We start from the raw sequence: 643 nt of genomic DNA, 5'->3' as shown, positions 1-643 counted from the left end.
CACCCCCGCGTACAACCTCGCGGCCTCCCAGGTGCCACAGCAGCAGATGATGAACGGCCCCGGCGGTCCGGGTGGCGGCATGGGCGGCGGCATGGGCGGGCCGAACGGCTCGGGCCGCCGCGGCGGCAAATCCAACACCCCGCTGGTCGTGGGCGTGGTGGTGGCCGTGGTCGCGATCGCGGTGATCGTGGGCGTGGTCGTCGCCATGACCAACAGCGGCGGTGGCAGCCCGAGCGCGGACCACACCGACACGCCGACCGGTAAGACCTCCACCTCGGCGAGCGCCGACCCGCCCGCGACGGACAGCGTGGTCCAGGGCGACCAGACCCGCACCATCGAGACCAGCGAGTGCACCGACGCCAACAACATCTTCATCAACCCCGACAAGCCCGACATCGCCACGATGCCGGAATTCCACACGGACTACGTCGACTCCGTGGTCGCCTGCATGAAGGCCGCGGGCTGGAAGTACACCATCAAGTACACCGACGAGCAGTTGTGGGGCAAGGGCGCGGTGACGAGCCAGTCGCCGTCCGCCGACGACGACTACAACCCGAAGACCGACGGGCCGGTCACCATCTGGGTGTCGACGGGCAAGGGGAACTGACCCCACCGCGCGTCAGCGCTTTTCATGGTTCGCACG

The 643-nt window shown here is 69.1% G+C and carries 1 protein-coding gene; it reads left to right on the top strand.

Going from position 1 to position 643, the window contains the following annotated elements; all coding sequences use genetic code 11:
• A partial coding sequence (locus AC13HU_RS37945) for a PASTA domain-containing protein (RefSeq protein ID WP_483046545.1) occupies positions 1 to 607 on the top strand: 607 nt, incomplete at its 5' end.
• Positions 608 to 643: the final 36 nt, after the last annotated feature.

It is taken from the genome of Streptomyces sp. NH27 (genome assembly GCF_056859195.1).
The sequence above is the reverse complement of the archived record's forward strand: the minus strand, read 5'-3'. Positions and strand labels throughout refer to the sequence as shown.